This is a genomic window from Rhizobium sp. CF080 (genome assembly GCF_000282095.2).
GTDB lineage: Bacteria > Pseudomonadota > Alphaproteobacteria > Rhizobiales > Rhizobiaceae > Neorhizobium.
On sequence record NZ_AKKC02000004.1, the window covers coordinates 1317688 to 1341014 of the forward strand.

At 61.4% G+C, this 23327-nt stretch carries 20 protein-coding genes; 19 read left to right on the plus strand and 1 reads right to left on the minus strand.

The annotated features are described in order from the left end of the window. Positions 1 to 8: 8 nt before the first annotated feature. The 4 genes from PMI07_RS13110 (at position 9) to PMI07_RS13125 (ending at position 3909) form a co-directional block, all read left to right on the plus strand. Entirely contained in the window at positions 9 to 719 is a 711-nt protein-coding gene (locus tag PMI07_RS13110; RefSeq protein ID WP_037086257.1) for a FadR/GntR family transcriptional regulator, read from the plus strand. Between the two features lie 342 nt (positions 720 to 1061). After that, a complete protein-coding gene (locus PMI07_RS13115) occupies positions 1062 to 1595 on the plus strand; it encodes a TRAP transporter small permease (protein ID WP_007761240.1) in 534 nt (177 codons plus the stop codon). Continuing rightward, on the plus strand, positions 1595 to 2872 hold the full coding sequence (locus PMI07_RS13120; RefSeq protein ID WP_007761243.1) for a TRAP transporter large permease subunit: 1278 nt from the start codon (positions 1595 to 1597) through the stop codon (positions 2870 to 2872). The genes PMI07_RS13115 and PMI07_RS13120 overlap by 1 nt, the downstream gene beginning before the upstream one ends. 32 nt (positions 2873 to 2904) lie before the next feature. Continuing rightward, a complete protein-coding gene (locus PMI07_RS13125; RefSeq protein ID WP_007761246.1) occupies positions 2905 to 3909 on the plus strand; it encodes a TRAP transporter substrate-binding protein in 1005 nt (334 codons plus the stop codon). 76 nt (positions 3910 to 3985) lie between these two features. On the opposite strand, the gene PMI07_RS13130 is transcribed toward PMI07_RS13125, so the two are convergent. Beyond that, positions 3986 to 4900 carry a DMT family transporter gene (locus PMI07_RS13130; RefSeq protein ID WP_024163779.1) on the minus strand — a complete coding sequence of 305 codons (915 nt, stop codon included), beginning with the start codon at positions 4898 to 4900 and terminating at the stop codon, positions 3986 to 3988. A gap of 572 nt (positions 4901 to 5472) precedes the next feature. On the opposite strand from PMI07_RS13130, the gene PMI07_RS34865 reads away from it, so the two are divergent. The 15 genes from PMI07_RS34865 (at position 5473) to ugpC (ending at position 23280) form a co-directional block, all read left to right on the plus strand. After that, positions 5473 to 5643: a hypothetical protein gene (locus tag PMI07_RS34865; RefSeq protein ID WP_007762341.1), complete on the plus strand. Its 171-nt coding sequence runs from the start codon at positions 5473 to 5475 to the stop codon at positions 5641 to 5643. 11 nt (positions 5644 to 5654) lie between these two features. Beyond that, positions 5655 to 7487 carry an ABC transporter ATP-binding protein gene (locus PMI07_RS13135; RefSeq protein ID WP_024163780.1) on the plus strand — a complete coding sequence of 611 codons (1833 nt, stop codon included), beginning with the start codon at positions 5655 to 5657 and terminating at the stop codon, positions 7485 to 7487. A 38-nt stretch (positions 7488 to 7525) separates the two neighbouring features. Beyond that, positions 7526 to 9061, plus strand: coding sequence for an ABC transporter substrate-binding protein (locus tag PMI07_RS13140; protein WP_007750853.1), 1536 nt, complete (start codon positions 7526 to 7528; stop codon positions 9059 to 9061). Between the two features lie 67 nt (positions 9062 to 9128). Next, positions 9129 to 10052: an ABC transporter permease gene (locus PMI07_RS13145; RefSeq protein WP_007750856.1), complete on the plus strand. Its 924-nt coding sequence runs from the start codon at positions 9129 to 9131 to the stop codon at positions 10050 to 10052. 5 nt (positions 10053 to 10057) lie between these two features. Beyond that, positions 10058 to 10903: an ABC transporter permease gene (locus PMI07_RS13150; RefSeq protein WP_007750858.1), complete on the plus strand. Its 846-nt coding sequence runs from the start codon at positions 10058 to 10060 to the stop codon at positions 10901 to 10903. Then, entirely contained in the window at positions 10900 to 12636 is a 1737-nt protein-coding gene (locus PMI07_RS13155) for a M14 family metallopeptidase (RefSeq protein WP_007750862.1), read from the plus strand. Before PMI07_RS13150 ends, PMI07_RS13155 begins: the two co-directional genes overlap by 4 nt. Positions 12637 to 13001: 365 nt before the next feature. Then, positions 13002 to 14465 (plus strand): DUF4173 domain-containing protein, encoded by a 1464-nt coding sequence (locus PMI07_RS13160; RefSeq protein WP_037086260.1) that lies wholly within the window; start codon positions 13002 to 13004, stop codon positions 14463 to 14465. A 47-nt stretch (positions 14466 to 14512) separates the two neighbouring features. Continuing rightward, positions 14513 to 15217, plus strand: a complete 705-nt coding sequence (locus tag PMI07_RS13165) for a response regulator transcription factor (protein ID WP_007750878.1) — start codon at positions 14513 to 14515, stop codon at positions 15215 to 15217. After that, positions 15214 to 16230 carry a HAMP domain-containing sensor histidine kinase gene (locus PMI07_RS13170; RefSeq protein WP_007750881.1) on the plus strand — a complete coding sequence of 339 codons (1017 nt, stop codon included), beginning with the start codon at positions 15214 to 15216 and terminating at the stop codon, positions 16228 to 16230. The genes PMI07_RS13165 and PMI07_RS13170 overlap by 4 nt, the downstream gene beginning before the upstream one ends. Positions 16231 to 16337: 107 nt before the next feature. Further along, entirely contained in the window at positions 16338 to 17438 is a 1101-nt protein-coding gene (locus tag PMI07_RS13175; protein ID WP_024163781.1) for a LacI family DNA-binding transcriptional regulator, read from the plus strand. A 57-nt stretch (positions 17439 to 17495) separates the two neighbouring features. After that, a complete protein-coding gene (locus tag PMI07_RS13180) occupies positions 17496 to 18365 on the plus strand; it encodes a sugar ABC transporter permease (RefSeq protein ID WP_024163782.1) in 870 nt (289 codons plus the stop codon). Next, positions 18355 to 19188: a carbohydrate ABC transporter permease gene (locus PMI07_RS13185; RefSeq protein ID WP_007751798.1), complete on the plus strand. Its 834-nt coding sequence runs from the start codon at positions 18355 to 18357 to the stop codon at positions 19186 to 19188. Before PMI07_RS13180 ends, PMI07_RS13185 begins: the two co-directional genes overlap by 11 nt. A 39-nt stretch (positions 19189 to 19227) precedes the next feature. Beyond that, the gene (locus PMI07_RS13190; RefSeq protein WP_007751801.1) at positions 19228 to 20523 is read left to right on the plus strand and encodes an extracellular solute-binding protein; all 1296 of its coding nucleotides are present in this window, start codon (positions 19228 to 19230) and stop codon (positions 20521 to 20523) included. A gap of 108 nt (positions 20524 to 20631) precedes the next feature. Then, positions 20632 to 22065 (plus strand): FAD-dependent oxidoreductase, encoded by a 1434-nt coding sequence (locus PMI07_RS13195; protein ID WP_007751803.1) that lies wholly within the window; start codon positions 20632 to 20634, stop codon positions 22063 to 22065. Positions 22066 to 22218: 153 nt separating this feature from the next. Further along, positions 22219 to 23280 (plus strand): sn-glycerol-3-phosphate ABC transporter ATP-binding protein UgpC, encoded by a 1062-nt coding sequence (gene ugpC, locus PMI07_RS13200; RefSeq protein WP_007751810.1) that lies wholly within the window; start codon positions 22219 to 22221, stop codon positions 23278 to 23280. The last annotated feature ends 47 nt before the right edge of the window (positions 23281 to 23327 follow it).

The window sequence follows — 23327 nt, forward strand, 5'->3', positions numbered from 1 at the left end:
CCGTGGTAATGGACTTCAGCCAGATCAGACGAAGCGAGCATCTGCCCGCCCGTATCGCATCGCAGATCGGACGCGAGATCAGCGACGGCCGGATCATCGCGGGCGAGAAGCTTCCCACGGAACATATTCTGGCAAAGACCTTTGGCGTCAGCCGATCGGTCGTGCGCGAGGCGATCGCGCAGCTTCGCAATGAAGGCTTGGTCGAGACCCGACAGGGTGTCGGAGCGTTCGCTACCGATATCGAGCACCGTCATTCCATCCGCATCGAACAGGGCAATCTCGCCGACCGCGTCAGTTTTCAAAGCCTGTTTCAGCTCAGGCTGCCGCTGGAGATCGAAGCTGCCGGCCTCGCAGCCGTCAATCATACGGCCGAAGACCTTTCGAAGCTCGACGAAGCGCTCGAACAGATGACGGGCGGAGAGAAATGGACCGAGAAAGGAGTCCTAGCCGACCTCGCTTTCCACCGCCAGATCGCGGCTTCGACGCATAACGAATACTTCCTGCTATTCCTCGGTTTTATCGCCGAGCGAATTCATCTGGCGATCAATACGGCCCGGGAAGCCGCCGTGTTGACAGAAATCGTCGAGGTAACGATCGCCGAACACCTCTCGATCCGCGATGCCCTTGCGAGCCGCGATCCGATCCGCGCACGGGAGGCGATGCGCCATCATCTCAATGGTGCGGCAAGCCGTCTAAACCTTCAATTGAAAGTATATTAGGGGCTACCGCCGGCCCCCTCTGTTAGATCGATCCAGGCATGTGTTGAAAGCGAGCCCAAGCCGCTGGACAGCGAGTAAAACTCTCTTTAGAAATACCGTAGGTGGAGAGTTGTCAGACATCCTGACAATTGGCGAGCGCGGGAGAGGCGCTTTGCCGGCGATGGAGGAGAGGCTGATCGCACAGGACGTCAGAGAGCGCATCGAGATCTCGATTCTCGGGTTTGACCGCTCGCTCAACAATGCGGATCATCGGGGCAGATGCCTCAAGCGGAATTTTGGGTTGCCGGCGTTGACCAAGAACCTCGCCCGACCTGAGCTTCTATAGGAATTCGGGAGGGGAAAATGCAAAAGGCAATCGATCTTTTTTTTAAGGCGTTGGAAGTTCTGTTGATCCTGCTGCTTTCAGCAATGGCGATCATGGTGTTTGCCAATGTGGTTCTTCGCTATGCCTTCAATTCCGGCATGTCCGTCTCCGAGGAACTTTCCCGCTACTTCTTCGTCTGGCTGAGCTTCGTCGGCGCAGTCGTCGCATTTCGCGAACATGGTCACCTCGGCGTCGAAAGCGTCGTGGCCCTTTTCGGCCGCAAGGGCCGGCTCGTCTGTATGATCCTGTCTAACCTCGTCATCCTCGCTTGCTCGATGATCTTTTTCTGGGGGACTTGGCAGCAGTTCGAGATAAACGCCAGCATGACCGCGCCGGTGACCGGCATTTCGATGATCTGGGTCTACGGCATCGGCCTGTTTACCGGCGCCGGCTTGTCGCTGATCGCGCTGGAGCGGCTGTTCCGCTATCTCACCGGCCGGGCAACGGCGGAGGAGATCAGTATCTTTGCCGGTGAAAACCTGACGATCGAGCAGATGGCGGAGCGTACCTGATGACGCTTATCGTATTCATCGTATCGCTTCTCGGCGCCATGGCGATCGGCGTGCCCGTCGCGTTCTCGCTGATGTTCTGCGGCGTCGTGCTCATGTGGTACATGGACATGTTCAACACCCAGATCATCGCCCAGAACATGATCGCCGGTGTCGATACCTTCACCCTGCTCGCCATTCCCTTCTTCATTCTTGCCGGCGAGTTGATGAACTCGGGCGGCCTGTCGCGCCGGATCATCGATTTCGCGATTGCCTGCGTCGGCCATATCCGCGGCGGCCTCGGCATCGTCGCGATCATGGCGGCAATCATCATGGCGAGCATCTCGGGCTCGGCCGCGGCCGATACCGCCGCGCTTGCCGCCATCCTCATCCCGATGATGGCCAAGGCTGGCTATAACATTCCGCGTTCCGGCGGCCTGATCGCCGCAGGCGGCATCATTGCACCGGTCATCCCGCCATCGATGGCTTTCATCGTCTTCGGCGTCGCCGGCAACGTCTCGATCACCCAGCTTTTCCTTGCCGGCATTTTCCCAGGCATCCTGATGGGCCTGTCACTGATCATCGCCTGGCTCATCGTCGTGCGGAAGGACAATGTCCAGCCGCTGCCGAAGGCGTCGACGAGCGAACGCCTGCGCGTCACCGGCCGTGCCGCTTGGGCGCTCGGCATGCCGGTGATCATCCTCGGCGGCATCAAGGCCGGCATCATGACGCCGACCGAAGCCGCCGTCGTCGCCGCCGCCTACGCGCTCTTCGTCGGCATGGTGATCTATCGGGAGTTGAAGCCCAGCCACCTGCCGCACGTCATCCTGCAGGCCGCCAAGACCACCTCGGTCATCATGTTCCTGGTCGCGGCGGCGCTGGTCTCCTCGTGGCTGATCACCGCGGCCAACATCCCGGCCGAGATCGTCGGTTACATCGAGCCACTGATCGACCGCCCGATGCTGCTGATGTTCGCCATCATGATCCTGGTGCTCGTCGTCGGCACGGCGCTCGACCTGACGCCGACCATCCTGATCCTGACGCCGGTCCTCATGCCGATCGTCAAGCAGGCTGGCATCGACCCGGTCTATTTCGGCGTGCTCTTCATCATGAACAATTCCATCGGCCTCATCACTCCGCCGGTCGGCGTAGTATTGAACGTGGTCAGCGGCGTAGCGCGCATTCCGCTTGGCAAGGTGACGGCCGGCGTGTGGCCGTTCCTGATCGCCGAAACCATCGTTCTGTTCCTGCTGGTCCTGTTTCCAGACCTCGTGCTCGTGCCTGCACGCTGGCTCCATTAAACCTGTCTCAAGCTCATCCATGGGAGGATAATATGAGAAAACTGCTACTGGCTACCACCGCCCTTGCCATCGCCTGTGCGTCGGCTGTACCGGCCTTCGCCGAATTCAAGGCGCGCAACATCCGCGTCTCGAACGGCATCAATGCCGACCATCCGGTTGGAAACGGCATCAATGCGATGCAGAAATGTTTGGACGAGAAGTCTGGCGGCAAGATGAAGTTGACCGCCTTCTGGGGCGGCGCACTCGGCGGCGACCTGCAGGCCACCCAGGCCCTGCGCTCCGGTGTCCAGGAAGCCGTGGTGACGTCGTCGTCACCGCTGGTCGGCATCGTTCCGGCACTCGGCGTCTTCGACCTGCCCTTCCTGTTCGGCAATTCGCAGGAAGCCTACAAGGTGCTCGACGGCAAGTTCGGCGACATGATGAACCAGAAGCTGGATGCCGCCGGCCTTGTCAACCTCGCCTATTGGGAAAACGGCTTCCGTAACCTGTCGAACTCGGTTCGCCCGGTCACCAAATGGGAAGATTTCTCGGGGATGAAGGTTCGCGTCATGCAGAACAACATCTTCCTCGACACCTTCCAGAACCTCGGTGCCAACGCCACCCCGATGGCCTTCGGCGAGGTTTTCTCGGCGCTCGAAACCAAGGCGATCGACGCACAGGAAAATCCCTATGTGACGATCGATACCTCGAAGTTCTTCGAGGTCCAGAAATACGTCACCGAGACCAACCACGCCTACACGCCGTTCCTCTTCTTGTTCTCCAAGGCGATCTTCAACACCTATGCCCCGGACGAGCAGGCTGCCCTTCGCGCCTGCGCGGTCGTCGGCCGGGATGTGGAACGCCAGGTGATCGGCGATCTCAACAAGAAGTCGCTTGAGAAGATCAAGGCGGCCGGCCTGCAGGTCAACACGCTTTCGCCGGAAGAGCAGCAGCGCATCCGCGAAAAGTCCGCGGTCGTCTATGAGAAGCACAAGGCTGCAATTGGCGCCGAGGTAGTCGACGCCATCGTCGCCGAGCTCAAGGAAGTCCGCAAGTAACGGAACGGGCCGTATCCCGGATGTAGCCCGTCTGAGGAATGAAAACCCGCGGTGCCCCAAAGCGCCGCGGGTTACTTCATTCCGGAATGGCCGGAAGCACGCTCTGGCGCTTCTTGAGCGTCTGTTCGCGGATGAAGATGAACAGGCCGGAAGCGACGATCAGAGCTGCCCCGACCATCATGCCGAGCCGCGGCGTGTCGCCGAAAAACATCCAACCGAAGATCACGGCCCAGAGCAGCAGCGTATATTGAAGTGGCGCGACCGTCGCGGCATCGGAGATCTTCAGGGCGCGGTTCACCAGCATATGCGCTGCCATGGCAACGATGCCGAGCAGCCCGAGCAGGAGAAGGTCGCGGCTCGATGCGATCGGTGACCAATCCATAGGCGCGAAGACAAGGCCTGCGATACCGGCGCCCATGACCTGGAAAAAGACCAGAGTGCTATCTGGCGTGCCGCGCAGGAAACGCCCGGAAATCAGCATGAAGGCAAACGCGGCGCTGCCGACGATCGAAATCAGTGCCGGCACACTGAACATGGCACTCGAAGGTTCGAGCGTGATGATGACGCCGACAAAACCGACGGCAATCGCCGTCCAGCGCCGCCAACCGACCTTTTCCCCGAGCAGGAAGGGCGAGCATGCCGCAACGTAGATCGGCGCCGCCAGCCAATAGGTCATGACATCGGCGAGCGGCAGGGACATGACCGCATAATAGAAGCAGAACACTTCGGCGGTTGAAAACGCCACCCGGGAGAATTGCATGCCGGGCCGTTCCACGGTCAGCAGATTGCCGAAGCCTGCCTTCCACACCATCGGTACGAGAATGATCAGAGCTGCAAGACTGCGGACCAGGACAACCTGGCCAAGCCCATAGTTCGCGACGAGCCATTTGCCCATGGCGTCGTTCAAGGCGAACATCAGCATGCCGAGAAGCATCAGCATCGGGCCCGTCACGCTCGCGGTCTTGAGCACGGTCGCCGAGGATATAGTCATTTTATTTGCACCTTAGAGGATTGGAGGCGTGGGACGTCCGCCCGACTAACGATGAAGGTGTGATCGAGCTCCCCGCATGATCACCATGCCGAGCCAATATTGCCTCCCCTTTGCGATTTCAACCACAGGTCATCGTCTTTGGTAAACCAAGACGCGGTATTTTCTCACTCTCAGCACATCGAAGCAAAGCTCGCCGGGCGTAGATCAAAAATCCGCGAGGGGAAAACGCAAGGCACCGCGTCATCCGCCAGCTCGTGCGGTGGAAACAACCGGCAAGACGCCGGTTGTCCTGCGTTTCCGCTGGTTAGACGCCAGCAACGACGCTGGATGCAGGATTATCATGCACTAATTTTCGAAGGAGGAGTGCTTTCCGCCCGCACAGATATCTGCCTTGCAAGTATGCCGAACAGGACCTGAGTGCATGGTTATCTGACCATATGAGAAATATGAGTCCATTGCGCCGTTGACAAAATGTCGACAAAGTGATGACATATTCTTATCAAGCCGAGGGTGAGACGGGTGACGGAAAACCGAAAGAAATTCGGGGCCGCCATAAACGGGAGAGCAAGTGGATGCTGATGGGCATGAATGCCAACGGCCGCCATGCCGAAAATTACGCGCATCTCCTGGATCCCGCTGCCATTGCCTGTGCTTCCAGACAAACTCTGCCGGAGACTGCTGCCGTGTTTCGCTTCTTGCCCGATGCCTTCAATCAGGTGGCCTGCGCCGCCATCATCCGGTAGGGAGTTCCCGCGTGACGTCAACCACCTCCACCCCGCTTCTGGTCGTGGACGATCTGTCGGTCGAGTTCGGTGCCTCCCGGGTCATCGAGAACCTGAGCTTTTCCGTTTCGGCCGGCCAGACGGTCGCAATCGTCGGCGAGTCCGGCTCGGGCAAGTCGGTGACCTCGCTGTCGATCATGCGGCTTGCGGACATGCTCGGCGCCAATTACCCGACCGGACGCATCCTGTTCCAGACCTCTGCGGGCGAAACCGACCTCCTGAAACTCGACCAGAAAAGGATGCGCAGCATTCGCGGCAAGGAGATCTCGATGATCTTCCAGGAGCCGATGACCTCGCTGAATCCGGTCTTCACGATCGGCGACCAGGTGGCCGAAATTTTGAAGTTGCACGAGGGCAAGTCGAACAGCGCAGCACTTGCCGAGGCGAAGCGGCTCCTCGACATGGTCCGCCTGCCCGATGCGGCGGAACTGCTGACTCGCTACCCGCACCAGCTCTCCGGCGGCATGCGCCAGCGGGTGATGATCGCCATGGCGCTTGCCTGCCGGCCGCGGCTGCTGATCGCCGACGAGCCGACCACGGCGCTCGACGTGACGATCCAGGCGCAGATCCTCAATATCCTGCGCGACCTGCAGAAGGAACTCGGGGCCGCCGTCATCTTCATCACCCACGACATGGGCGTCGTCGCCGAGATGGCAGACGACGTGGTGGTGATGTGGAAGGGCAAGGCGGTCGAAAAGGGCAAGGCTCTCGATATCTTCGAAAAGCCCGTCAATGCCTATACGCGCGCGCTGCTTGCCGCCGTGCCGAAGCTCGGCAGCATGGCCGGCGAAGAGTTTCCCAAGCGCCTGCCGCTGACCGTGCTCGAAAACGGAGAACCGAAGCTCTCCGGTGTCGAGCGCATCCAGAATACCGCCCGCTACGATGCCCCTCCGCTGCTGTCAGTGCGCGATCTCGTGGTGCGCTTCGACATCAAGAAGGGCCTGCTCGGCAAGGTCACTCACCGCGTCCATGCAGTCGAAAAGGTCTCTTTCGACATCCATCCGGGCGAAACGCTGGCGCTGGTCGGCGAATCCGGATCGGGCAAATCGACGATCGGCCGCACCATCCAGCAGCTTCAGAAGGCGACCGCCGGCAATATCACATTCTCGGGCAAGCCCCTGTCGGCGATGAGCATGGCCGAGCGGCACAACCTGCGCCGGGACGTGCAATATATCTTCCAGGATCCGTTCGCCTCGCTCGATCCGCGCAAGACGGTCAGGTTCTCGATCGCCGAACCGATCCGCACCCATGGCCTTCTCGACAGCGAGAAGGAGATCGCAAAAACCGTCGATGCCCTGCTCGAACGGGTCGGCCTCACCTCCGCGCATGCCAGCCGTTATCCGCACGAGTTTTCCGGCGGCCAGCGCCAGCGCGTCTGCATCGCCCGTGCGCTCGCCTCCAAGCCGAAGCTGATCATTGCCGACGAAGCGCTTTCGGCGCTCGACGTCTCGATCCAGGCGCAGATCATCAACCTGTTCATGGACCTGCAGGAAGAGCGCGGCCTCGCCTACCTCTTCATCAGCCACGACATGGCCGTTGTCGAGAAGATGAGCCACCGGGTGGCGGTGCTCTATCTCGGCCAGATCATGGAATTCGGCAATCGCCGCCAGATCTTCGAAACGCCTTCGCACGACTATACGCGCCGGCTTCTGTCTGCCGTGCCGGTCGCCGATCCGCGCCGGCGCAAGCCGCTGGCGATGATCGAGGGCGAGATTCCGAGCCCGGTCCGGGCTGTAGGTAACGAACCGGTGCTTCTCGCCCGGGAGGAGATCGCGCCAGGCCATTACGTGGCCCGCGGCGCGTGACGATCCGACATTCGGTTTTTCAACAGGAGCAAAAAACGATGATAAAGATGCAGAGGGGTTTGCGGACGGCATTCATGGCGATGGCGCTCGCAGGCGTGGTTTTCGCGCCGGTCTCGGCTCTCGCCGCCGGCAAGCTGACGGTGTCCTCGCCGCAGGATCCCGGCAGCTGGGATCCGATCGACACTTTCCTGGTCAACTGGGCCTCGGTCTCGACCAATATCTTCGACGGCCTCACCTATCGCGGCCCCGACCTGAAGCTCGTCCCGGGCCTCGCGACCTCCTGGGACGTGCTCGACAACGGCATGCGCATCCGCTTCAAGCTGCGTGAAGGCGTAAAATTCCACAACGGCGAGGCCTTCGACGCCGAAGCGGTGAAGTTCACCTTCGACCGTCTGCTCGGCCCGGAAGGCGCCAAAGGGCCGCAACAGTCCAACTACAATTCGATCGGCAGCGTCGAGATCATCGACGCCAACACGGTCGAATTCAAGATGAAGGTCGCCGACCCGGTGATCCTGACCAAGCTCGCCGGTTACGGCGGCATGATCGTTCCGCCGAAATACATCGCCGAAAAGGGCGACGCCTATTTCAACGCCCATCCGGTCGGTACCGGGGCCTTCAAGTTCGTCTCCTATGAGCCGAAGGTGAACATCGTTCTTTCCGCCAATGCCGATTACTTCGGCGGAGCGCCGAAAATTTCGGATCTGGAATACAAGTTCATTTCCGAGCCGGCGACAGCGGTTGCCGAACTCCAGGCCGGCCGTGTCGACCTCGTCATCCCGCCAACCATTCCGATCGGCATGATCCCGACCATCCAGGGCAATGCCAAGCTCGCCGTGGTCACCTCTCCGGGCCCGACGGTCTATGCGCTGCGCTTCAATACGCGCGACGGCATCACCAAGGACCCGAAGGTCCGCCAGGCGCTGATCATGGGCGTCGATCGCGATGCGATCATCAAGTCGATCCTCGGTGGCCAGGCACAGCCGATCGCAAGCTTCCAGGGACCGCTGTCCTTCGGCTTCGACAAGGCGATGAAGCCGCTTCCCTACGATCCGGCCAAGGCACAGGCTCTGCTGAAGGAAGCCGGCGTCGCGCCGGGCGCTGCCCTGCAGATCGACCTTCGCGGCAACGAGGCGACCTTTATCGAGGTCGCCCAGGCGATCTCCGCCTACTTGCAGACGATCGGCATCACCGCGACGATCAAGCCCTATGAGACCAACGTTCTGCTGAACGACATCATCCCGAACGGCAAGACGGGCGCGATGTTCCAGCAGTCCTGGGGCGGCTGGACGCTCGACTACGACAACACTGCGGTCGCGATGTACAAGACCAAGGAAAAGTGGAACCCCTACGACAGCGACCCGAAGATGGATGACCTGCTCGCCAAGCAGCGCACCATCACCAATGCCGCCGAGCGTGAAAAGGTGCTGCAGGAAATCGCCCATTATGCCGCCGACCGGGCGCTGGAAATGCCGCTCTACAATTTGAACGCCATCTTCGGCATCAACAAGCGCGTGAAGAACTTCACGCCGGTGCCGGACAGCCGTTTGAAGTTCACCGACGTCACCGTCGACTAAAACTTCGCGGACCCGCCGCCTTCGACTGGAGGCGGCGGGTTCGACAAGAAAACAAGGGAACGAGAGATTGGCCGCATTCCTGGTAAAACGCCTTCTGCAGGCGATTTTCGTCGTGATCGCCGTGACGCTGACGGTCGCTTTCGCGATCCGCCTCACCGGTGACCCGGCGCTGATGCTGACGCAAGGTGCCGGCAGCGTCACCGAGGCCGATCTCGTGAAAATCCGCGAGGGGCTCGGGCTCAACGAGCCGTTCCTCGTCCAGTATTTCAACTTCCTGAAAGGCATCGTCACGCTCGATTTCGGCAAGAGCTTCCTCGGCGGCACGCCGGTCTCTCTGCTGATCGGCAAGGCGCTGCCGGCGACGCTCGCGCTCGCCTTCACCTCGCTGATCGTCTCGATCGTCATTTCCATTCCGCTCGGCATCAAGGCCGCCACCGCGCGTGGCAAATGGGCCGACCAGATGATCCGCATCCTGTCGCTTGTCGGCCTGTCATTCCCGAACTTCTGGCTGGCGACGATGCTCGTGCTGCTTTTCGCGATTGCCCTGCCGCTGCTGCCGCCAAGCGGCATGGACGGATTTGAAAGCTTCATCCTGCCGGCCGTCACCATGGGCGTCATCCTGACGGCAACCAATGTCCGCCTCGTCCGCACCACCATGCTGGAAACGCTGCGCTCGCAATATATCATGGTCGCCCGCGCCAAGGGCCTCAGCGAAAACGCCGTGCTCTACAAGCATGCTCTGCGCAACTGCGCCATTCCGCTGATCACCTATTTCGGCCTGCAGTTCGGCGGCCTGCTCGGCGGCATCGTCGTCGTCGAGCGGGTGTTCAACTGGCCGGGCCTCGGAACGCTCGCCTTCGACGCCGTCGGCGCCCGCGACTATCCCGTGCTGCAGGCGGTCATCACCGTGCTGTCGCTGATGATCATCGGCGTCAATGTCATCGTCGACATCGCCTACGGCCTCGTCGATCCCCGCATCCGGACGGAGTGAGAGCCATGGCTTCGCGCACTGCTTCCTCGAATTTCCTGAGGCTCGAATTCGTCCTCGGCGCTTTCCTCGTCGGCGTCATCGGCATTGCCGTCATCTTCTCCGGCATGATCTTTCCCGGCGGCGCTGAAAAGATCGACCTGATGTCGCGGCTCGTGCCACCGTTCACGAGGCCGGCGCATATCCTCGGCACCGATCCGCTCGGGCGCGACGTGCTTGCCCGCGTCATGGCGGGCGGCAAGATCTCGCTGCTGGTCGGCTTCACGTCGGTCGCCGGCGGCGTCACGATCGGCGTCGTGATGGGCCTCATCGCCGGTTATTACCGCGGCTTCTGGGACATGCTGGTGATGCGCTTTGCCGATATCCAGCTCGCGCTTCCTTTCATCCTACTCGCCATCACCTTCATCGCCATCGTCGGCGGCGGGCTCACCAACACGATCATCCTGCTGATCGTCTCGCAATGGGTGCAATATGCCCGCCTGGTGCGCGGTTCGGTGCTGACGCTGCGCGAGCGGGAATTCATCCTTTCCGCGCGCGCCATCGGCGTCAAGGATTGGCGCATCATCGTCCAGCACCTGCTGCCCAACCTGATCGGCCCGGTCATCGTGCTGATGACGCTGAACGTCGCCACCAACATCCTGCTCGAATCGAGCCTCACCTTCCTCGGCCTCGGCATCGATCCGACCATTCCAAGCTGGGGCGGCATGCTGGCCGAAGGCCGCACCTACCTGCAGACCGCCTGGTGGGTCAGCGTCTTCCCGGGCCTTGCCATCCTCCTCACCGTCCTTGGCCTCAACCTCTTCGGCGACTGGCTGCGCGACAGTCTCGATCCCACAGGCAGAACATCCGCATGACACTGATCCACGAACAGCTAGTCGAGCGCACGCTCAACACCCTCGTCGCACGCTTTGCCGACGCCAAGGGCGCGAAGGTCGAAGCCTGGGTCTTCGACGACGAGAAGAGCCGCAGGCAGGCTGAGGCGAAGCTTGCCGACGCGGGTGTCGAGGCGAAGTTCCGCAGCGCCTACAAGCCGTTGCTCCATTTTCTTCTCGAAGAGGTCGATCTTGAGAACCTCTCGGCGCTACATGTCGTTTACCCCGTTCACAAAGCCTGCCCGAAGAACCGCTTCCTGCTCGAGGCCTATCCTCTGGCCGGTCTCGTCGGCGAAATCCATCTGAGCTTCGAAGCCGGAACCGAGGATGCCTTCTACGCGGTAACTTTGACCGAAAAGGACGGTGGCACCGAGACACACAAGGTCTTCGCACCGAACCGGCTCCACACGGATTTCATCGGCGAAACATTGCTGTCACCGACGGGCTGGCTGGCGGTCGACGACGGAACGGGCGAACGACTGGAGACGGACTACGAACTCCTGTTCTCCTCAGCCATGGGAGCCGTCGCGGCCCATGACTGGGGGGCGAAGGAGCCTTATTTCGACGAACTCAACATCGCAGTCACCCTGCCGGCGGAAGACCGGCGTTTGGCCGTCGGCGAGGAGGTCGTGAGCCTGCGCGAGGCGCTGCACGAGGATTTCTATTTCTCGCTTTTGGAAGTCTTCCAGAAGAAATCCGGCCGGCCGATCGGCGACCGCGGCCTGCAACCGGGCCAGATCATCCCGGAAATTCGTGAGGGCGAGATCATGTCCGTCCGCATCGAAACACGGCCGCTCTGGACCTCCGAAGCAGTGGCGGAAACCCAGCGCCTCGCTTCAGCCGTGTCACCGGTCTCGGTCGCGCAGATCCGCCAGGAGCTCGCCGCAATAAACGGCGTCGCCTTCGAAGCCCGCTCGCGGAGCGGCCGCGCCATCGAAGCCCGTTATCACGTCGGTGCTGACAAGCCCGTCATCATCAGTGGCGGCCAGCATGCCAACGAGACGACCGGCATCGTCGGGGCGCTCCGCGCCGCCCAGACGCTTGCCGCAAGATCGGGCGCGCATTTCGTCATATCTCCGCTCGAAAACCCCGATGGTTACCAGGTGCACTGGCGTCTCCGCGCCGACAATCCGCTGCACATGCACCATGCGGCGCGTTACACCGCGCTCGGCGACGACCTCGAATACCGCACGGGCAAGGACCTGTTCGAAAAGGCGATCCGCGTTGAAGCGGAAAGCCTGAGCGGTGCGAAGTTGCACGTCAACCTGCACGGCTATCCCTCGCATGAATGGACGCGGCCGCTCTCCGGCTACGTGCCGCGCACGTTTGCGATGTGGACAGTGCCGAAGGGCTTTTTCCTCATCATGCGCCATCATGCCGAATGGACCGCACAGGCGGAAATCCTGATCGACCGCGTCAGCCGCCACCTCGCCGCCATTCCCGGCCTCGTCGCCTACAACGCCGCACAGATCAGGCTGTTCGAAACCCATGCCGGCGAGACCGGCTTCCGCATCATCAACGGCTTCCCCTGCCTGATCTCGATCGACGACCGCCACACGGTTCCGCTGACGCTGATCACCGAATATCCGGACGAAACCATCTACGGTCCGGCCTTCATCCAGGGCCACACGGTCCAGATGGAAACGGTGCTTGCCGCCTATGACGCGATCCAGACGATCGAAGAACCGACTTCGATCTCGAAACCCGCGGTATAGTTGTCCGTCTAGCCCGATTTCGGACGGGATCCATCCGGCGATGAACTACGCCTCGTCGCCGGATGCTCGCGCGTCGAAAATGCGGATCGCGGCCTCGAAATTCTCCTGAATTACTCCTTGCGGTCTGCATAAAATCTGCAATCCGGTCCGGCATTCTCTTGTCATGAACAAGAGCAACACCCCGCCCCGCATCACTCCTTCCACACTGCCAGATCGCCTCCGCAACGACGGATGGTGGCTGGTCGACGATCGCCAGCCTGAAGGAACTCCCCCTGACCGGCATCCGGCGACCATACTCGTCGTGATCGAGGGCGGTGTCAGAGAGAGGACCTGCAGTGCAAATAACTGACAACCTGACCGCACCAATGCCCAGGGCACGCGGTGCCAACCGGATCGCCGCACTTCTGGCGGTCGTGGCGATTTCGGATTTCCTGATCTTCGGGCAGGCGCCTGGGCTCAACCTTTTCCTGTTTGCGATTTTGGTGACCGTCGCGATCCTCTTGTCGGCGAGGAGGCGGATGCGGCCGTTGACGGCAGCGCTATGGCTGGGCCTTTCCGCCTTCGCCTCGGCACCCTTGGTCGAGGCCCCATCCCCGATGGGCATTGCGGTTTCACTTGGCATGGTCATGTGCATTGCGTTGGTCAGTGCCCGGCTCGTGCCGCAACGGTTGAACGGTCTTCCGCTGATTCTTTTCCGATTTATCCTCATCGTTCCGCTACGACTTCTGCAGGATTTCCAAAAACATCTTGCCTCACGGGCCGAACGCTCGTCCTTTGCTGCAGTCTGGCGTGATCTCGGTATCTGGATGATGCCGCTCATTCTCGCCTCGATATTCCTGCTTCTCTTTGCCATCGCCAATCCGCTGATCGAAGACGCGCTGCGCAGCATCGACTTCGCATTCCTGCTGCAATTCATGGATCTCTGGCGCATCGGCTTCTGGCTGGCGATCGCCGCCTTCGTCTGGGCCATGCTGCGACCGCGTCTCAAACACAGGATCTTTCGACGACGAGCACATGGCCCGGCCGTGGATCATATCGAAATTCCATTCCTCACCCATGCCTCGCTGCTGCGGTCGCTCATCCTCTTCAACGCCCTCTTCGCCATGCAGACGCTGCTGGATCTCGTCTATCTCTGGGGTGGTGTCGATCTGCCCGACGGCATGAGCCACGCCGAATACGCCCATCGCGGCGCCTATCCCCTGATCGCCACGGCTCTGCTTGCCGCGGCCTTCGTCCTCATCGCCATGCGTCGCAGCGGTCCCGGCGACAAGAGCGCTCTGATCCGTGGCCTCGTCCATGCCTGGATCGGTCAGAACATCCTGCTCTGCCTGTCGTCGATCCTGCGGCTCGATCTCTATGTGGAGGCCTACTCGCTGACGGAACTGCGTGTTGCCGCGGGAATATGGATGGGCCTCGTTGCCGCCGGCCTTGTCTTGATTCTGCTGCGGATCGTGTTGCGCCAATCCAACCGATGGCTGATCGCCACGAATATCGCCGTCCTGGCGGGTGTGCTCTATCTCAGTGCCTTCACCGATTTTTCGGCCTTCATCGCCCGTTTCAACGTCACGCACAGCCTGGAACTGAGCCATGAGGGTGTTCCACTGGACATTGACTATCTGTCGTCGCTCGGCCCCTCCGCCATCCCCGCGCTTGATCTCTATCTGTCCGTCCTGCCCTACGACACGACAGAGAAAAAGCGCAGGGCACTGTCGATCAGGCAGTCGCTTGCCTATGGTTTCGAACATCACCCGGATGACTGGCGGAGCTGGAATTTTCGCGCGGAGCGGATCGAAGCCTATCTTCGTTCAACCGCAACCATTGCAAGATAGAGGAAGAACGATAACAACAGCGACGGTGAATTTCTGCAGGACCCATCATGGCGCATCGCATCCTCGTCGTCGATGACGAACCCCATATTCGCGACGTGATCTGCTTTGCCTTGGAACGCGCCGGCATGGTGTCGACGACTGCCCGCAATGGCACCGAAGTGATGATGGCCTTCCATCGGGGAAACATCGATCTCATCATTCTCGATATCGGCATGCCGGAAATGGATGGCCTGGAGGTTTGCCGCCAGATCCGCAAGACATCCGGGCTTCCGATCCTGTTCCTTTCGGCGAGGGACGAGGAGATCGACAGGGTGCTGGGGCTCGAAATCGGTGGCGACGACTATGTCACCAAACCGTTCAGCCCGCGCGAACTGGTCGCGCGCGTCAAGGCGATCCTGAAGCGCAGCGGCAACGCTAGCGGTCTCGATAACCGTGAGAATACCCTGACTTCGGGAGAGGTCAGCCTTGATCGAGCCGGCAGGACCGTGACCTTCGGTGGCAACGCAATCACGACGACTGCGCTCGAATTCTCCATTCTGGAAGCGCTGCTTTCCCGCCCCGACATGGTGTTCAGCCGCGAACAGCTGATGGAGGCTGCCTATGGCCCTGGCATCTATGTCGCGGATCGTACCATCGACAGCCATATCCGCAATATACGGGCGAAGTTCTCGGCAGTCGGCGCCGTCGGCATTGTTGCCACCGTTCATGGCGTCGGTTTCAAGCTGGGCAACGATCCCGGGAGGCGGACATGACACATGTGCTCAAGGTCAGGACCAAATGGCGGCCACCGCTGGCGATGATTGTGTATGCGGTGCTTCTGGCCGTGATGGCGCTGCCGGTCCTGATCATCATCTGGTTTCGTGCGACGGAAACGACCTCGATCCGGATGACGCCCGCCGAGGTCGGGGCACTCGTCGTCGTCCTCACGCTGACGCTCGGAGTCGCATATGTGCTCGCCCGCACCATCACCAGGCCGATCAACGCGCTGATCGCCCGCACGGATGAAATCGCGCGTGGCGGCAAGGCGGCAATCCGGCCACTGGACAGTTATGGAACGCGCGAGATCGCGACGCTGTCACAGAGCTTCCTTGACCTCGCGGGCAAGCTGGTCGACCGCACCGAATATGTCCGATCCTTTGCATCCCACGTCTCCCACGAACTCAAGTCGCCCTTGACCGCGATCCGAGGCGCGGCGGAGCTGCTGCGCGACGACGATGTCAACCAGCCGATGACAACGGCGCAACGCTTGCGTTTTCTCGACAATATCATCGCCGACGCTGAGCGGCTTGATACGTTGCTGTTGAGGTTGAGGGAGCTGGCGCAGGCGGAGCTTCCCATCGCTCAGGGCGAAACAACCGTCGAAGACGTCCTGCCCGTGCTGCGCAAGCGATTTCCCTGCCTCGAAATTTCCGGGTTGGGAGATACCCATAGTGTCATCGCCCTGCCCTTCGAAGCAGCCGGCATCGTCTTTGCCAATCTTGCAGAAAACGCGGCTCAGCACGGCGCCACCCGATTGGACCTGGTGGCATCGGCCAATGCGCGAACCGTCATCATTCTGGTGCGCGACGACGGCGGCGGCATTTCCGAGGGAAATCGAGAACGCGTCTTTCAGCCGTTCTTCTCGACCCGCCGCGAACAGGGCGGCACCGGCATGGGTCTCGACATCGTCCGTACCATGCTGGGATCATATGGCGGCGAGGTCCACTTGCGGCAGACGATGGGCACAGGAGCCGAATTCGAGATCACTCTGCCTTTGACAGCGTGACGGAACGAGGGAAATCAATCTCCACAATGCGACAAAACATACCCCCTTGCTTATCTTGGCGGAAGTGTTAAACGTTTAACGGTAAAACGTTTAACAGTGAGGCTGCGGTGTCCCGCAAACGTGCAACACTCAAGGAAGTCGCTGAACGCGCGGGCGTTTCGATCGCCACCGTGTCGAACGTCTTCAGCGGCCGCAAGCCGGTGAACGACGATCTGCGGGAGAAGGTCGAGCAGGCCGCAAAGGATCTTTCCTTCCAAATCGACCGTGCGGCCTCGCAGCTGAAATCCGGCAAGGCCCGCGTGGTCGGCGTCCTGGTGCCGGACCTAGACGACACGTTCTTCACCTCGCTCATCTCGCGCATCGAAGTGATGGCGCTGAAGGACGGTTACGACGTCATCGTCGCGAGTTCCCGAGACGACAAACAACTCGAAGAGTCGCGCCTCCAGACGCTGCTCGGCTGGCGGCCTTCGGGCATTATCGCCGTGCCTTGCTCGGACACGATACCGGCAGCACTTGCCCGCGAAGTCGGGCATCTGCCCACCGTCCTCGTCGACCGTGTGATCCCGCAATCGGCCGCCGCCGATACGGTGACGATCGACAATTTCGAGGCGGGAGAGATTGCCGGGCGTTATCTCGTCGAGATGGGCCATTCGGATATCGTGCTCGCGGCATCGCATCTCGATATCGCGCCCATCCGCGAACGTGTCCGCGGTGCAACGTCTGTCGTGCGCGACATGATCGGTCGCGAACCCGTGGCGATCGCGCTCGGCTCCAATGCCGAACGGGGCGCGGAGATCTTTGCGCACTGGCTCGAACGCCATCCGCTCCCCTCTGCCGTCTTTGCTCTGACCAACGTCACCACGCTCGCCGTTCTCACAGCGCTTGCAAGACAGCGGATCGACATTCCCGACCAGGTCTCAATCATCGGTTTCGACGATTACACATGGATGAGCGCCCGCAAGACGGCGCTGACCGCGATCCGGCAGCCGGTCGACGAAATCGCTCACCTTGCCTGGGAGCGGCTTCAGAAACGGATGATGGGCGATGTCTCAGCGCCGTCGCCGAGCATCCTCAACACCAGCCTCCAGGTACGGGATTCCACCCGCCGCCTCGTGTCTTCGCCCGTGGAGGGGCTTCTCAAGGGAGCGGAAGAACAGCCGGCCGATACTCCGGACAAGGCCAAGGAGCGACCGAACAGCATCCACTAGGCGTCGGGTAAGAACGCCAGCCAAAGACTACGCTCGCATGGGAGGAGCATTTTGCGCTTGAACAAGATCACCGAGGTTGTGCCATTCCTGGCGCCGGTACAGATACTGATCCTCAGTGTCATCGTCATACCGTCGTTCTATGTCGTATGGCTCAGCCTGCACGCCTCCAGCTTCGGGCAGTCCGCGACCTTCGTGGGCCTTCAGAACTATATCAAGGTGCTGACCGATCCGGCCTTCCTGCTGGCGCTCGGCAACACCGTCCTCATCGTCATCTTCGCAGTCCATCTGGAACTGGCGCTCGGGCTTGGAATGGCGCTGCTGTTTGCAAGCGGCCTGCCCTGCCGGCGCGTTCTCCTCGTTGCGGTCCTGGCGCCCTATGCCGTCAGCGAAGTCATTGCGGTCGCCATGTGGCGTTTCCTGTTCGATCCGGATGTCGGCCCCGTGACCGCCATGCTGACATGGCTTGGCCTGCCGATGCTCGACTGGTCCTTCGAACCGTCGCATGCCCTGATCATGATCGGCCTGCTTACCATCTGGCTGCACCTGCCCTTCACCTTCATCATCCTCTATGCGGCACGCCTAGCGATCCCGAAGGATCTCTACGAAGCCGCCCGCATCGATGGCGCGACGCCTTTCGACGCCTTCAGGCGCGTAACAATGCCGCTGCTCGGGCCGGCGATCGCGGTGGCGCTGCTCTTCCGTTACATCTTCGCCTTCCGCATCTTTTCTGAAGTCTGGCTGATGACCCAGGGCGGCCCGGCCCGCTCGACGGAAGTGGTCGCGGTCTATCTCTATCAGGAAGCGTTCAGCTTCAACGCCTTCGGCACGGCCGCCGCCACCGCCTGGATCATGGTGCTCGCGTCGCTGCTTCTGGCGACCGGTTATGTCTTCCTCCTTCGCAAGCAGGTGGCCGGCAATGCGCACTGATAAACTCGCCATCGGCCTTGGAAAAACAGTCGCGGTCGCGGTTATCCTCGCCTGGTCGCTGTTTCCGATCGCCTTCATCGTCATGTCGTCGTTCAAGCCGGGCCAGGACATTTTCGCGGTGCCGCCGAAATTCGTCTTCTCGCCGACCGTTCAGCACTATGTCGAGCTCTGGACCGGCTGGGGCGTCTTTTTCACCGGGCTTTTGAACAGCACCATCATCACCGCCGGGGCAACCATCATCGCGATCACCACCAGCACGGCGGCGGGCTACGTCTATTCGCGCTACAGCAGCCGGATGCTGAACGCGAGCGTGATGTTCCTGATCATCGTGCGCCTTATCCCGCCGATCGTCGTGACGCTGCCACTGTTTCCGATCATCAATGCGATCGGCCTCAACGATACGCATATCGTACTGATGGTCCTCTATGCGACCTTCTTCGTGTCGCTCGGCACGGTGCTGATGCGCACCTTCATCGACCAGATCCCACGCGAACTGGACGAGGCGGCCCAGATCGACGGCGCGGGCCGGCTGACGATCCTGAGGCGCGTCATCGTGCCACTCGCCGCACCCGGCATTCTCGCCGTCGCCGTCTTCGTCGTCGTCTTTGCCTGGAACGAGTTCCTGTTCGCCTTCATCTTCACCGCGACCAAGGCCAAGACCGCGCCGCTGGTGATCTCCGAAATGATCGGGTCGATCGACGGTGTCGATTGGGGCGTGTTGTTTGCGGCGTCCACCGTCCAGCTCATACCGGTTCTGCTCTTCGTCATCTTCATGAACCGCTATCTCGTGGCCGGCCTGACCGCCGGTGCGACCAAGGGCTAGTCACCCGGGTTATTCAACTGTCTGCAAGGGAGGGAAATCATGTCAGACAAACCGCTTACCAACATCACACGGCGCGGCTTCTTAGGAACCGCGATGGGAGGAGCGGCGATGCTCGCCGCCGGGCCGTCGTTTGCTGCGGCCAAGACGCTCAACGTGCTCAGCCACAAGGTACACCAGACGGTGCTCGGCACCGGCGACGGTGACCTGCTCAAGGACTGGCGCGCCGCCAACGATGCCGACGTCGTCTGGACGACGTTTGACTCCAATCCGCTGCAGGACCGCCTTTTCCGCGAGGCGAGCCTCAGCGCCACCGATTTTAACGTCGGTTACATCGTCGACAACCGCCCGACCAAGCAGATCGCCGCCATGTTCGAGCCGCTCGACGCCTATCTTAAGAAGGATGCGATCGAGGACTTCGGCGATATCGCTCCAGGCCTCGTCCAAGGCATGACCGTCGAAGGCAAGCTGATCGGCATTCCGGTGCGCCATGCGACCCAGGGCCTGTTCTATAACGAGGCGCTCCTCGAAGAGCAGGGCATCACCGCCCCGCCGACGACGCTCGAAGAACTGGTGGAGCAGGCGCAGAAGCTCACCTTCACCTCCAAGGCAGGCACACCGGTTGCGGGCATGGTGCTGGCGAGCGATCTCGCCGTTTTTCCGGTCATGTTCGCCCGCGCCTTCGGCGGCGATTTCATCAATGCCAAGTTCGAGCTGCTGCCGAACCCCGAAGCGATGGAAAAGGGCCTGACCGTCCTTCGCAAGATGTTCGAGGGTGGCGCCCTGCCCCGCAGCTACGCGACCACCAAGAACGACGACCAGGTAACCTGGTTGCAGCAGGGTCGGGCGGCCTTCACCGTCCTGCCCTTTGCCCGGTTCGCACAGCTCAACAACAAGGAACAGAGCAAGTTCCCCGGCAAGATCAAGGCGATCGAATTCCCGATCTCGGCAGGCCTCAAGGGCAAGATGCCGATGTCGTCGATCGTCGAAGCCTGGGGCATGGTCATCCCCGCGAATTCCAAGGACAAGGACCTGTCCTGGAAGTTCATCAAGGAAGTCTCCAGCAAGCGTGCCACGCTGGGCATGGCCAAGAACGGCAATGGCCCGGTTCGTGTCTCGACCTATGCGGACCAGTCCTTCGCGGCCAGCAATCCGGTCGCAGCCGTCGAGGCGGCGGTGCTGAAGAACGCCCGTGGCGCCTTCCCGCCCTTCCCCGAAGCGGCACGCGCCCAGTCGATCTTCCTCGAGGAGGTGCAGCTTGCCGTCCTCGGCCGCAAGGAGGTCAAGGAAGCCGTGGCGTCCATCGCCACGCGCGTGAAGCCCCTGCTTCAGGCCTGAGCATTGTGAAGACCGTCCGGGCGCCAAGCGCCCGGACGTCGGATATCGCCGAAACCGGCATGAGTGACGCAGGACCTTGATGGTCCATCCACGAAAGAGACAAGGACAATGTTGAACACCACCACCCGATCGATCCAGGAGCCCGCCCGGGCAACCCCCATCATGGCGGAATATGACGTGCTCGTTATCGGCGGCGGACCGGCCGGCCTGACATCGGCGCTCGCCGCCGCGGAAGACGGGCTTCGGGTGGGCCTTGTCGAAAGCCGCAGCTTTGTCGGCGGCAACATGACGATCGGCCTTCCGGTGCTCGGTTTCCTTGGCCAGAAGGGCAACCAGATCATCGAAGGCCTGCCGCAGAAATTCATCGACCGCCTCAAGGCCCGCGACGGGGCCAGCGAGCACCGCCCCTGTCCGCTCCACATGGGCATCACGCTCGTAGAACCGGAAGCCGTGAAGACCGTGGCACTCGAAATGCTGACAGAAGCCGGCGTCGACGTGCTGTTCTATACCTTCTGCGCTGGTGTCGTCATGGACGGCGACATGATCCGCGGCGTCATCACCGAGAGCAAGAGCGGCCGCGGCGCCATCCTCGGAAAGGTCGTCATCGACTGCACGGGTGACGCCGATGTCGCCTATCGTGCCGGCGTCCCCTGCGAAAAGGGCAACGAACATGGCGGCATGCAGCCGCCGACGCTGATGTTCTGCATCGCCGGCGTCGACACCGACAAGCTGCGCCTCAGCATCGCCAACCAACCGCCACAGGCGCGCACCTATCTGACGGACTTCATCCCGGCGGAATATTTCGGCCAGAACCGCCAGTTCATCATCGTCGGTCTTCGCGAGCTGATCGCCAAGGCGCAGGACGAGATGGGACTGAAGATCGCCAACGAGCGCACCATCATCATCACGGGCCTGAAGGCCGGCGAGGTTTGGATCAACATGACCCGCGTCAAGGGCGTCGACGGCACCGATGCGGCGAGCCTGACCATGGGCGAGATCGAAGCCCGCGGCCAGATCGACGACATCGTCACCTACCTGATCAACTACGTTCCGGGCTTCGAGAAGGCCTATTTCACCAAGACGGCGCCCTTCCTCGGCATCCGCGAGACGCGCCGCATCATCGGCGAATATGTGATGAACCAGGAGGATGTCCTCGGCTGCCGTCATTTCGACGACTCGATTGCCGTGGCCAGCTATCCGATCGATATCCATCGGCCCGCCGATGACGGCTGCACGCTGATCTGGTGCGGCGACTGCTACGACATTCCCTATCGCTCGCTGATCCCGACCAAGGTCAGCAACCTGATCGTGGCCGGCCGGGCGATTTCCACCACCCATGAGGCGATGGGCGCGATCCGCGTCATGGCGACGTGCATGGCAATGGGCGAGGCGGCGGGACGCGCGGCGAAGATCTCGGTGCGCAGCAACCGCGCGCCGGCCGATATCGACGTCAAGGAGCTTCGCCGGCAGCTGATCGCCCGGGGCGCCTATCTGCGCGTCAAGGACAGTGCCGAGCGCGCAAGGGAACTGGAAGACGCCTGATCGCGGGCTGCTGGTCGGCGGCGCATGCCGCAGGGCCGGCATGGTTCGGAATCGTTTGTTTTGCCCATAGGCGGACCGTGGGCGACGGGCGCGGCGTGGAGGCCTATCGGCCCGGTGCCGCGCCCCGAAGATTTTCAAGGAAAGTGAGGAAGCATGGCAAGTTTGCGTCTGGCCGGGCTCAAGAAGAGTTTTGGCGCAGTGGACATCATCAAGGGCGTCGACCTTGAGGTCAAGGACGGTGAATTCGTGGTGTTTGTCGGGCCTTCCGGCTGCGGCAAGTCCACCCTGCTGCGCATGATCGCGGGTCTCGAAGACATATCAAGCGGCGAGCTTTATATCGGCGACCGGCTTTGCAACGAGGTTCAGCCGCGCGAGCGCGGGATCGCCATGGTGTTCCAGTCCTATGCGCTTTATCCGCATATGACCGTCTACGAGAACATGGGCTTCGGTCTTTCCCTGAACAAGACACCGAAACCCGAACTCGAGGCACGGGTGCGCGAGGCGGCGCGTATCCTGAAAATGGAACATCTGCTCGACCGCAAGCCCAGCCAGCTCTCCGGCGGCCAGCGCCAGCGCGTGGCCATCGGGCGAGCGATCGTGCGCAAGCCCGGCGTCTTCCTGTTCGATGAGCCGCTTTCAAACCTCGACGCGGCCCTTCGCGTCGACATGCGGATGGAGCTTGCCAAGCTGCATCGCGATCTGGGTGCGACGATGATCTACGTGACCCACGACCAGATCGAGGCGATGACGCTTGCCGACAAGATCGTCGTCCTCGATGGCGGCCTGGTCCAGCAGGTCGGCTCGCCGATGGAACTCTACAAGAATCCGGTCAACAAGTTCGTCGCAGGTTTCATCGGCGCCCCGAAGATGAATTTCCTGCCGGTGAAGGTGCAGGCAGTCGCCGGCGATACCGCTACGGTCGCCTCCAGCACCATGTCTCCGATCCCGGTTCGGGGAAAAGGCTTTTCGATCGGCGATCAGGCATGGCTCGGCATCAGGCCGCAGTTTCTGAAGCCGGGCCAGCCGGCGGCCGGCGAAGGAGGGTTTCGCGGGCGCATCGCGCTGGTCGAGCGTCTGGGAACCGAAACGATCATCGCGGTCGATACGGCGGAGAACGAGAGAGTGGTCGCTGCAATCCCGGTCGATGTGGAACTGGCGTTCGGGGATGCCGCCGAGTTCCAGTTCAACCCCGAGGCTGCGCATCTTTTTCACTAAGCGCCTGAAGCCAATCCTGTTGCGGTCCGGGCACTATGCAACCGGCT